The sequence below is a fragment of the Nocardia citri genome (assembly GCF_054065835.1).
Map to the genome: position 1 here is coordinate 280,178 of NZ_JBSUQM010000006.1, position 12,085 is coordinate 292,262.

Consider the following 12,085-nt stretch of genomic DNA (forward strand, 5'->3'; position numbering starts at 1 on the left):
TGACAGACGGTCACTCGCCGGGACTTCCGGCCCTTGATCAGGCGGATGGATCGACCCAGTCTGGAGAGGTGAGAGCAAGCCGACAGCCTGCGCCGATGATCGATGTACGTCAGCACGACGCGGTGATCTTCGATATGGACGGGGTGGTCACCGACACCGCGACGATACATGCCGCTGCATGGACCGAACTATTCGACGCGTTTCTCGCCGAACATGCCGCCGGGCCGGGCCAGGACCGCTCACCGTTCACCGCGGCGGATTACCAGCGTTTCGTGGATGGTAAACCCCGTAACAGCGGTGTGGCCGATTTTCTTGCGTCGCGCGGAATTTCGCTGCCCTGGGGCGATCCGTCCGACCCGGAGAATGCGGCCACCATCTGCGGTCTCGGCAATAGTAAGGATCATCTGTTCCAGGATCGACTGGCCCGCAATGGAATCCCGGTTTTCGAGTCGACGGTCGCACTGGTGCACGAGCTGCGTGACGCGGGGTTCGGTACGGCGATCTTCTCGGCCAGCTGTCATTGTGCCCAAGTACTGGAGGCGGCCGGTATCGGCGACCTGTTCGCGGTGCGCGTCGACGGGACCGTCGCAGAGGATCTGCGGCTGGCCGGAAAACCCGACCCGGCGATGCTGATCGAGGCCGCGCGTCGGCTGGGTGCGGATCCGAGCCGGACCGTCGTCATCGAGGACGCCGAAGCGGGAGTCACCGCCGGTCGGCGGGGCGGATTCGCCTCGGTGATCGGCATCGACCGGACCGGGCGCGCCGACCAGTTGCGTTCCCATGGCGCCGATATGGTGGTTACCGATCTGGCGGAGGTCCGCGTACGTGCCGGATTCCGGCACATGTCGGAGGTACCGGGTGCGCTGGAGTCCTGGCCTCGGATCTCTGTTCTGCTCGACACCGAGAACGTGACCGTACTGATGGATTTCGACGGTACGCTCGCGGAGATCGTCCCGGACCCCGATACCGCCGCGATGGTCGGCGGAGCCGCCGCGGCGATCACCGAACTCGCAAGAGTATGCCCGGTCGCTATCATCAGCGGCCGCGATCTGACCGATCTGCAAAAGCGGGTGGGGCTGTCCGGAATCTGGTATGCGGGAAGCCACGGCTTCGAACTGGTCGCTCCCGACGGCAGCTATCACGTACACGATGCGGCACCGGCCGCCGAAGAGGCGATCGCCGCCGCGGCCGAAGAACTCGGCCGCCGGGTCGGCGGTATTCCCGGCGTTCGGGTGGAACACAAGCGATTCGCCGTCGCGATGCACTATCGCAACGCCACGCCCGACGTCGTCGCCCGGGCGATCAGTGCGGTGCACGCGGTCGCGCAGCAGGGCGGGCTGCGAGTGACGAACGGTCGTAAGGTCACCGAATTACGCCCGGATGTGGACTGGGACAAAGGCCGAGCCCTGGACTGGATCCTGGACCATCTAGCGGGCCCGAAACTGCCGATTTACCTCGGCGACGATCTCACCGACGAGGATGCCTTCGATGCCGTCGCACCGCACGGCGTCGGAATCGTGGTGCGTCACACCGAAAACGGGGACCGGTGCACCGCGGCGCGATTCGCGGTAGACAGTCCCGGTCGCGTCCGCGACCTTCTCGACCGGATGGCGGGGACTCTGAGCCGCGAATCCGATTCGGCGGCGGCCGATGCCTGGACACTGGTCTTCGACGGGTACGACCCGCACACCGAGAAACTGCGCGAAGCACTGTGCACGGTGGGCAACGGCTACTTCGCCACTCGCGGTGCCGCACCCGAATCGCGGGCCGCCGAGTACCACTATCCCGGCACCTACGTCGCCGGAATCTACGACCGTCGCAGCGACAAGCTCTCGGGGCGCACGGTGGACAACGAGAGCCTGGTGAACTTGCCGAACTGGCTGCCGGTGTCGTTCCGGATCGAGGACGGCGAATGGTTCGACGTCGACACCGCAGAATTGCTGGCCTACCGGCAGGAACTCGATCTGCGCCGAGCGGTGCTCACCCGCCGGTTCCGATTCCGCGACACCGCAGACCGGATCACGCAGGTCACCCAGCGGCGATTCGCCGCCATGCACCGGCCGCACGTATGCGCCCTGGAGACGACGATCGTCGCCGAAAACTGGTCGGGACATCTGCTGATCCGCTCGGCGCTCGACGGCGATGTACGGAACTCGCTGGTGGAACGCTACCGGGCTCTGTCCGGTGACCACCTCACTCCGGTGCGGGCTGCGAAACTGTCCACGGATTCGGTGCTGCTGGCCGTACAGACCAGCCGATCCCGGATTCCGGTGGCGATGGCGGCCCGCAGCAGAATTCTCCAGGACGGGGAAACGACAACCGGCACAGGACAACTCGTCGACCAGGACGGCATGATCGGGCACGACATCGACGTTCCGATGACCGCCGGGTCGGCGGTGACCCTGGAGAAGGTCGTCACCGTCTACACCGGCCGCGACCACGCGACCTCCATTCCGGAGGAGGAGGTCGTACGCTGGCTGAGCTGCCAGCCCGGGTTCGCGGATCTGCTGGACGGGCACACAGCGGCGTGGGAACACCTGTGGGACAGGTTGCGTATCGATCTCGAAGGCCGTGAGAATGCGGTGCGCATACTGCGTCTGCACGTGCTGCATCTGCTGCAGACGCTCTCACCCAACACGGCTGACCTCGACGTGGGTGTCCCGGCGCGGGGCCTGCATGGCGAGGCGTATCGAGGACATGTGTTCTGGGATGAGCTGTTCGTATTCCCGGTGTTGAATCTGCGCTTTCCTGCCCTGACTCGATCGCTGTTGCGGTACCGCTACCGGCGTTTGGCGGAAGCACGCCGCGCCGCAAGTGAAAACGGGTGTGCAGGTGCGATGTTCCCATGGCAGTCCGGCAGCGACGGCCGCGAGGAAAGCCAGCAGATGCATCTCAACCCCCGGTCCGGACGTTGGAACCCCGATCCCAGTAATCGGGCCAGGCACATCGGCATCGCGATCGCGTACAACGTCTGGCACTACTATCAGGCGACCGGCGACCGCGAATTCCTCACCGAATACGGCACCGAAATGCTGGTAGAGATCGCCCGGTTCTGGGCGAGCACAGCCACCTACGACGCCAACCGCGACCGCTACCGGATTCGTGGCGTGATCGGCCCGGACGAATTCCATTCCGGCTATCCGGCAACTCCGCACGATGGCATCGATGACAATGCCTACACCAATGTCATGGCGGTCTGGGTGATTTTGCGGGCGCTCGACGCGCTGGAGCTGCTCACACCGCGCGATCGCGCCGAACTGATGGAGACCCTCGGCGTCGCACCATCGGAGCCGGCGCACTGGGCGGAGGTCAGCCGCCGCATGTATGTGCCGTTCCACGACGGCGTCATCAGCCAATTCGAAGGTTACGGCCAACTGGCCGAACTGGATTGGGAGCGCTACCGGGAGCGCTACGGTGACATCCAGCGGCTGGACCGGATCCTCGACGCCGAAGGCGACGACATCAACCGGTACCAGGCGGCGAAGCAGGCCGATGTGCTGATGCTGTTCTATCTGCTGTCCTCGGACGAACTCCGGGAGCTGCTGAAACGACTGGGATACGACCTGCCCGGTGAGATGATCCCGCGCACCATCGACTATTACCTTGCCCGCACCTCACACGGGTCGACCTTGAGCAGCGTCGTACACAGCTGGGTGCTGGCCCGTGCCAACCGTGACCGCGCCATGGAGTTCTTCGACAGTGTCCTGGCATCCGATATCGGGGACATCCAGGGCGGAACGGCCGCGGAAGGTATCCATCTGGGTGCGATGGCGGGCAGCATCGATCTGGTGCAGCGCTGTCTGACTGGGCTGGAGACCCGTAACGGGCGTTTGATATTCGCGCCGCACTGGCCGGACTCCCTGGGTTCGCTGGAGTTCCCGATCAGCTACCGCGGTCACCGGCTGACCATTCGGATCAGCGGCGACGGCGTGGAAGTCCGATCGGAGCCGGGCGGCCTACCGCCGATCGAAATCGAATGCCGAGGCCATGTCGAGCAGCTCGCACCCGGTTGGACCTTTCGGGTGGAGCGGAAATCGGTCGGCACGCCTCGCATCTACAACAGCGACGGCCAATAGTCCTGCCGCCATCAGCAGGATGTGCCACATGATCATGATGTGGCCGCAAATCAGGGAACTCTGCCGCCGATGACGAATGGCGAAAGGGACCGGGCAATCGAAACCCTACGGCGCTTGCATTGATCGAAGCCGTAGTCACGCCGACCGGCGGACGGCGTTCCGGCAATCGCAGTTCAGTCGGTTGTCCAGGGGCGCAGTTTCTCCGGATTCCGGATCGCCCAGATGCGAGTGATCCGGCCCTCGGCGATATCGAAGGCGTAGACCGACACGATGGTGTCGCCGAGCCGCGCCACCAGGCCGGGTTGGCCGTTCACTATGCGCTCGAGCAGCGTCACCTTGGGGCCGCGGGCCGCGATCTCGATCCACGCACGGGCGATGTGTTCGCCGCCGGTGATCGGGTCTCGGAAGGCCGGAGCCAGGCCGCCGCTGTCTGCGGTCGCGGTCGCGGTGGGATCGAGCAAACCGATCAGGGCCTCGATATCGCTTGTCTCCCAAGCCCGTTTGAAGTCCCTGATTACCTCGGAGCGCTCGGCGCTCGACGGGCCCGGCGATGCGTGGATGCGGCGGCGGGCAGATGAGGCGAGCTGGCGGCAGGCCGCGGGTGTGCGCCCGACAACGTCGGCGACCTCGGCGAAGGAGTAGCGGAAGACATCGTGCAAGACGAACGCCACCCGCTCGGCCGGTGTCATGGAATCGAGCACGACGAGGAAGGCCATACTGATCGACTCGTCGAGGGTGACCCGGTCGGCCGGATCGGCAGGCGCGGGACCGCCGAACCATTCCGAATAGCCGGGAATCGGCTCCGGAATCCATTCGCCCACATAACGTTCCCGCCTCGCGCGCGCCGAGCCCAGCAGATCGAGACAGATGCGGCCGGCGACCGTCGTCAACCACGCGCCGGGCACCGCCACATCCTCGCGCTGCTGCTCGGATAGCGCGTACCAGCGCACATAGGTCTCCTGCACCACATCCTCGGCTTCGGCGAGCGAGCCGAGCAGCCGATAGGCGAGATTGAGCAGCTGCCGGCGTTCACTGATCACCGAGCACAGTTGCGGATCGGTCATGGTGTTCGGCTCCTTCGATCGATATATCCCTCACCGAACCCGACGAAACAGCGACTCGAATTGTGAGGCCTGACATTCCGGCCGACTGCGTCGTCGGTAGGTCGAGACACCTTCAACAGAGCAGGAGCTCCAGAAATGATCAAGATCGGCATCATCCTCGGCAGTACCCGGCCCAACCGCAACGGTCCGCAGGTCGCGCAGTGGGTTCTGGACCTGGCATCACGTCGCGACGACGCCGAGTTCGAACTGATCGACCTACGCGACCATCCGCTACCGCATCTGGACGAGCCGGTGGCGCCCATGTTCGGCCCATCGGTCCATGAACACACCCGCGCGTGGGCCGAGCGGATCGCTCCATTCGACGGGTTCGTCATGGTGACCCCCGAGTACAACCACGGCCTGCCCGGTGTGCTGAAGAACGCCATCGACCACCTGTTCCGGGAGTGGACCGGCAAGGCGGTCGGCTTCGTCTCCTACGGCGCGGGCGGCGGCGTCCATGCGGTGGACCAGCTGCGGCTGATCTGCGGCACGCTCAACATGGCTGGTGTCGGCCCCCAGGTCACGATCTCGCTGCACCACGATTTCAAGAGCTTCACCACCTTCACACCGGGCGACCGGCACGTCACAGCCCTGAGCACGCTGCTGGATCAGCTCATCGCATGGAGCGCCGCACTCGCGCCGCTCCGACAGACCGACACCGCGACCACACTCACCGCTTCCTGAGGAGCCGAACATGACCACATCCAACGACTTTCAGTCACTCGCCGACCGTATCGAGCCGCAACGCGAGGCAGATGAAACCGAGATTCGCCAGCAAATCGACAGGATAATCGACGGACTGCGAGCCAAGGATCTCGAGGCCCTGAAGCAGCTCTACACAACCGACGTCGTGTCCTTCGATGTCGAACCCCCACTCCAGCATGTGGGGATTGCGGCGAAACTCGAGAACTGGGTCAACGTGTTCGCCTTCTTCGAGACCGTGACCTATGAGGTTCGCGACCTGACACTCACCGTGGGTGAGGACGTGGCATTCGGGCATGCCTTCGCACGCCTCAGCGGCACACTGAGGGACGGGACCGAGGTCAGCGGCATGTGGGTCAGAGTTACCTACGGCCTCCGCAAGATCCAGGGCACCTGGATGATCGCGCACGACCAGGTCTCGGTGCCGCTGGACATCCCGAGCGGCAAAGGAGTGGTCGACCTCGAACCGTGACAGCTCGGCGAAGTTCCGGACGCCGCACAGGCACGGCCGGTGGCGCAGGGCTCACTCATGATCGCGTTCAGGCTCGGATCGAGTCGGCCCTTCGGCCGGTACGGGTTCGGTGGTCATGACTTCCTTGCGTCGCAGCTGCATTCGTCTCAGCGACAAAACAGCCTCTCCGAATGTGAGGTTGTCACCTCGCCTCAGAGGCAAACGATGCATGATCGGGATGGTGGATTCTTCAGGTATCGAGTGACACCGCGCGACGATCCGTCGAGGGTGGCAGGCGCCCATACCCTCTGACCTGGAGCCGCCTGGGGGAATCGAACCCCCGACCTTTTCATTACGAGTGAAGCGCTCTACCGACTGAGCTAAGGCGGCGTGCCTTTCGGCCTGGCGAGTCTATCGTCTCCGTGGTCATATCGCGAAAACGGGTGGTCATCGCAGCGCGATAGGCAGACCTGACGGTGTCCGGCCGGTCCAGGTTCGCTGCATGATCCGCCGGTCGAACATCGGCGCGGATCGAAACCCGATCTTTCTATAGGTGAAGGGTCGTCCGCCGGGTGCGATCGGCTAAGCGGACTGGGCGGAGATGAGGGTGGCGACCATGGCGGCTAGGGCGAAGCGGGGTTTGACATTGAGGTCGAGGGCCTCGCGGCAGGCGAGGACGGCTTCGATGGAGCGGAGCAGCCCCTCGGGGCGGACGCGGTCGGCCAAGTCGTGGATCTGATCAGACATATCGGGGTGGGTGAGGGTGACACCGGAACCGTTGCGGGCAGCGCCGAAGCGGATGGCCAGCGCGTCGCGGTAGACGCCCGCGACATCGATGAGTGCCCGGTCGAGCGCGTCGCGGCCGGTGCGGGTGGCGCGGGATTTCTGCCTGCGCTCCAGGTCCTTGAGCACACCGGCCGAACCTCGGGTCGCACCCGCAGCGCCTTTGCCGGTGCCGCCGGCACCGAGTGCGGTCGCCAATTCCTCGCGCTCACGTTCGTCGCGGGCCGCACTCATCTGCTTGGCCTCGTCGTCGGCCGATTTCACCAATTCATCGGCGGCCGCATAGGCGGCACCGGGTCGCGAAACCGCGCCCACCAACGCCAACGCCCGCTGCCGACGAGCACGTGCCTGCTCATCGGTGGCCAACCGTCGCGCCCGCCCGACATGACCGCCGCTCACCGACGCCGCCCAGGCGGCGGTCTTCTCGTCGAGCTTGTCGCGCTCCCGCAGTACCTGCGCGATGGCGGGCACCGACGGCGTCACCAGATGCACATGCCGACAGCGCGACCGCAGCGTCACGGAGATGTCTTCCGGATCAACCGATGGCGCGCACAGCAGGAATACCGTCCGATCCGGCGGCTCCTCAACCACCTTCAACAGCACATTGCCAGCCGCCTCGGTCAGCCGATCGGCGTCCTCGATCAGCACCACCTGCCATCGACCGGTGCTCGGCCGCCGTGCGGCGATCTGCACGATTTCGCGCATCTCCTTGGTGCTGATGCTCAGCCCCTCCGGGATCACTCGCCGCACATCGCCGTGCGTTCCGGCCATCGTGGTAGTGCACGCGTGGCACCGACCGCATCCGGGCGCCCCTTCGTCCGTGCACTGCAGCGCAGCCGCAAAACACAGCGCCGCAACGGATCTCCCCGATCCGGGCGGCCCGGTGAACAGCCACGAATGCGTCATCGCCGCATTGCCGGTCCCCCCGCGCGCGGCGACCGCCGCCGCCCGCAATTCGGACTCGACCGCATCCTGCCCAACCAGCCGATCGAAGACACCCGCCACGCCGTACACCCTAGCCTCCCCCACCGACAGCCCTGGGCCGGCTTTCAGCTGGTCTGATTCAGGTCAGACTGCTGGTAGGTGATACGGCACCGTCGAGCGCGGCTGACGGCATATCAGGACTTCTTCGTCGCCGTCTTCTTGGCGGTGGTCTTCTTGGCCGCGGTCTTCTTCGCGGCCGTCGTCTTCTTGGCCGGAGTCTTCTTCGCCGCGGTCTTCTTGGCGGCCTTCTTCACCGGACCACGTGCGCGCCGATCGGCGAGCAGTTCTGAGGCCCGCTCATCGGTGATCGAATCGACCTCGTCGCCCTTGCGCAGGCTGGCATTGGTCTCGCCGTCGGTGACATATGGACCGAAACGCCCGTCCTTGATCACCATTGGCTTACCGGTGGCCGAATCGTTCCCGAGCTCACGCAGCGCCGCGGTACTGGCGGCCTGCCGTCCGCGCCGCTTGGGCTCGGCATAGATCTCGAGCGCCTCATCCAGCGTCACGGTGAAGATCTGATCCTCGTTGAGCAGCGAACGAGAATCGGTGCCCTTCTTCAGATAGGGGCCGTAGCGCCCGTTCTGCGCGGTGATTTCCTCACCGGAGGCCGGATCGGCACCGACAACGCGTGGCAGCGATAACAACTTCAGCGCATCGTCGAGCGTAATCGTCGCCAGATCCATACCTTTGAACAGCGATCCGGTCCGCGGCTTGGGCGCCGCGGCCTTTTTCGCGGTCTTCTTCGCTGGCGCGGGCTCGTCCTCGGCCGCGGGCTCGGGCAGGATTTCGGTGACATACGGACCGAAACGTCCTTCCTTGGCGACGATTTCGTGTCCGGTCGCCGGATCGACACCCAGCGCACGCCCCTCCTGCGGTGTCGCGAAAAGCTTCTCGGCAACCTCGGCGGTCAGCTCGTCCGGCGGCAGATCATCGGGCAGATTCGCCCGCTGTGAGATCGAATTCCCTTCCGGGTCATCGGGATTGGCGACCATGCGCTCCAGATACGGCCCGAACCGGCCGACCCGAACCACGACGTCGCGGCCCGCGTCGTCGACGAACAGCTTGATCGAATTGACCTCGCGGGCATCGATATCATCGAGCCGCTCACCGACCATCCGCTTCAGACCGCCGGAGCGCGCGACCGAACCCTCGACACCGTGATCGCCACCGAAATAGAAGCTGGACAACCAATTTCCGCGCTGCTCACGCCCGCCGGCGATGGCATCGAGGTCGTCTTCCATCGCGGCGGTGAAGTCGAAGTCGACCAGCCGACCGAAGTAGGCCTCCAGCAAACCGACAACCGCGAAGGCGACCCACGACGGCACGAGCGCACTGCCGCGCTTGTACACATAGCCGCGGTCGAGAATCGTCTTGATGATCGACGAATACGTCGAAGGCCGACCGATGCCCAGATCTTCCAGCGTCTTGATCAGCGAGGCCTCGGTGTATCGCGCGGGCGGATTCGTGCTGTGCCCATCGGGATTCAGCTCCACCGCGGTGACGCGCTCCCCCTCGTCGAGTGCGGGCAGCCGGGATTCGGCGTCATCGGACTGACCACCCGCCTCCTCATCCACACTCTCGACATAGGCCTTGAGGAAGCCCGGGAAGGTTATGGTCCGACCGGAAGCCGAGAAGACGCATTCCTCGCCGGTACCCGCGACACCGGTGATCCGCAGCGTCAGCGTGGTGCCCCGGGCATCGGCCATCTGCGAGGCGACTGTGCGCTGCCAGATCAGCTCGTAGAGCCGGAACTCGTCATTGTCCAACCGCGCGTGCAACTGGCCCGGGGTCGCGAAGGTATCGCCCGCCGGACGGATCGCCTCATGCGCCTCCTGCGCATTCTTCACCTTCCGGGTGTACTGCCGCGGCGACGGATGCACATACTCCGCGCCGTACAGCTGAGTCGCCTGCGATCTGGCCGCGGCGATCGCCGACTCCGACAGCGTGGTCGAGTCGGTACGCATATAGGTGATGTAGCCGTTCTCGTACAACCGTTGCGCGACCCGCATGGTGCGCTCGGCATTGAACCGCAATTTGCGGCCCGCCTCCTGCTGCAACGTCGAGGTCATGAACGGCGCGTACGGCTTGCGCGTATACGGCTTGGCCTCCGCGGAGGAAACCACCAGATCGGCGCCCTCGAGCGCCTCGGCGAGGCGGCGGGCATAGGGCTCGTCGAGGACGACCACGCCATTGCCCTTGAGCTGCCCGTCCGGTCCGAAGTCCCGACCGGTGGCAACCCTGGTGCCATCGACGGTGACCAGTCGTGCCCCGAAGGTCCGCGGATTGGTGGCGTCGCCGTTATCCCCGCCCGCATCCAGCTTCGCCGCGATATCCCAGTACTCCGCCGAGCGGAAAGCCATGCGCTCACGCTCACGCTGCACGATCACCCTGGTCGCGACCGACTGGACTCGGCCCGCCGACAACCGCGGCATGACCTTCTTCCACAGCACCGGACTGACCTCGTAGCCGTACAACCGGTCCAGGATGCGCCGGGTTTCCTGCGCGTCGACCAGATCGTTATCGAGATCGCGGGTATCGGCCGCGGCGGCCAGAATGGCGGGCTCGGTGATCTCGTGGAACACCATTCGCCGCACCGGCACCTTGGGCTTCAACGTCTCCAGCAGGTGCCAGGCGATGGCCTCACCCTCGCGGTCGGGGTCGGTGGCGAGGTAGAGCTCGTCGGCGTCGGCCAGCAGGCTCTTGAGCTCGGAGACCTTGGCCTTTTTATCCGGGCTCACCACATAGATGGGCTCGAAGTCGTTGTCGACGTCGACGCCGAGGCGCGCCCAGGACTGTCCTTTGTACTTGGCGGGCACGTCGGCCGCCCCGCGCGGCAGGTCCCGAATATGACCGACCGAGGCCTCGACCGTGTAATTGCGGCCCAGATAGGGCGCTATCTTGCGGGCCTTGGTCGGGGACTCGACGATCACGAGACGACGCAGGGGACGGCCCTGGTCGGCTGCACCGCGGTCTCGTGTTGCCACCGGCGAATACACCTTTCCTTATCGACCCGCGCGGCGCTTCTTCGCGCTGTGCGCGGCTGGGGCAAGCGGCGGCGACGAGGAGGACGTTGCCACCAGACACGTTTATACCTTGACGCGACGTGTGGCCGAGCGCTTGCGACTCGAACCACAGAGCGTACCTGCGTCACTGGTGATCAGTATGCAGTGCCCGTCGCGATCCAGCCGCACCGCAGGTACGCGCCGGTTTTTGTGCCTTACCCCAGATATAGCTCGTCCCTCACCTCCGTTACCGGCGGTGAGGGACGAGCGAATTGTTTCGTCGCTCAGCTGAGCGCACGAACTCCGGTGGCCTGCGGGCCCTTGGTGCCCTGGCCGACCTCGAACTCGACCTTCTGGTTCTCCTCGAGGGTGCGGAAGCCCGACCCTTGGATCTCGGAGTAGTGGACGAAGACGTCAGCGGAGCCGTCCTCGGGCGCGATGAAGCCGAACCCCTTCTCCGCGTTGAACCACTTCACAGTTCCCTGTGCCATTCTGTTCCTTCTCTTTTCTTACCGGAACGGCGGACAAGTAGGTTCGCCCACCGGGTCCGTTCCGACCGCTGTACTGTTGGTTCCCCCTGCAGGAAAGCACCAAGCACACCGTTCGCAACATCGATCCTGCTGACGGTTTGGACTTTGGATCCGTCCCTCGAACACAGAAGCTTGCGACCAGGAACTAGTGAACCATGTCTTCGAGCAATTCAACAGTCGAGTTACCGACAATTCGCAAAAAAGTTGATCTTGCGAATGCGCAGGTGAGGGACACAATGCCGGAATCCAGACTTGTGGTTCGTTTGCTTCGTGATAACCGCGCCAGCATCTGGCAAACAAGCTGTGACCCAGGTCGCTATTTGGTATCGAAATGGCAGGTAGGGCTTCCCAAGCGCACACGTTTCACACTTTCTGCGCGTGTCGCGGAGCCCGAGTCGTGAATCCGACCGAACCGGCGACTCGGCCACGCGCCGGCAACGGCCGAAGCTAC

At 64.9% G+C, this 12,085-nt stretch carries 7 protein-coding genes and 1 tRNA gene; 3 read left to right on the forward strand and 5 right to left on the reverse strand.

What is annotated here, in order from left to right; all coding sequences use genetic code 11:
* Window positions 1–95: 95 nt before the first annotated feature.
* The gene (gene otsB / locus ACW2Q0_RS12455) at window positions 96–4,076 is read left to right on the forward strand and encodes a trehalose-phosphatase (RefSeq protein ID WP_457189397.1); all 3,981 of its coding nucleotides are present in this window, start codon (window positions 96–98) and stop codon (window positions 4,074–4,076) included.
* A gap of 173 nt (window positions 4,077–4,249) precedes the next feature.
* Here the strand turns inward: otsB and sigJ are convergent, their stop codons facing one another.
* Complete coding sequence (gene sigJ / locus ACW2Q0_RS12460; RefSeq protein ID WP_457189399.1) at window positions 4,250–5,140, reverse strand: RNA polymerase sigma factor SigJ; 891 nt, start codon at window positions 5,138–5,140, stop codon at window positions 4,250–4,252.
* A 135-nt stretch (window positions 5,141–5,275) separates the two neighbouring features.
* Between sigJ and ACW2Q0_RS12465 the strand changes: the two genes are divergently transcribed.
* Window positions 5,276–5,863, forward strand: coding sequence for an NADPH-dependent FMN reductase (locus tag ACW2Q0_RS12465; protein ID WP_457189402.1), 588 nt, complete (start codon window positions 5,276–5,278; stop codon window positions 5,861–5,863).
* Between the two features lie 10 nt (window positions 5,864–5,873).
* On the forward strand, window positions 5,874–6,353 hold the full coding sequence (locus ACW2Q0_RS12470; protein WP_457189404.1) for a YybH family protein: 480 nt from the start codon (window positions 5,874–5,876) through the stop codon (window positions 6,351–6,353).
* Between the two features lie 293 nt (window positions 6,354–6,646).
* Here ACW2Q0_RS12470 and ACW2Q0_RS12475 read toward each other — a convergent pair.
* The 4 genes from ACW2Q0_RS12475 to ACW2Q0_RS12490 form a co-directional block, all read right to left on the reverse strand.
* Window positions 6,647–6,722, reverse strand: a tRNA-Thr gene (locus ACW2Q0_RS12475).
* A gap of 192 nt (window positions 6,723–6,914) precedes the next feature.
* Complete coding sequence (locus ACW2Q0_RS12480; protein WP_457189406.1) at window positions 6,915–8,120, reverse strand: DNA polymerase III subunit delta'; 1,206 nt, start codon at window positions 8,118–8,120, stop codon at window positions 6,915–6,917.
* A gap of 113 nt (window positions 8,121–8,233) precedes the next feature.
* Window positions 8,234–11,032, reverse strand: a complete 2,799-nt coding sequence (gene topA, locus ACW2Q0_RS12485; protein WP_457189524.1) for a type I DNA topoisomerase — start codon at window positions 11,030–11,032, stop codon at window positions 8,234–8,236.
* A gap of 356 nt (window positions 11,033–11,388) precedes the next feature.
* Window positions 11,389–11,595 (reverse strand): cold-shock protein, encoded by a 207-nt coding sequence (locus ACW2Q0_RS12490; RefSeq protein ID WP_011206895.1) that lies wholly within the window; start codon window positions 11,593–11,595, stop codon window positions 11,389–11,391.
* Window positions 11,596–12,085 lie beyond the last annotated feature (490 nt).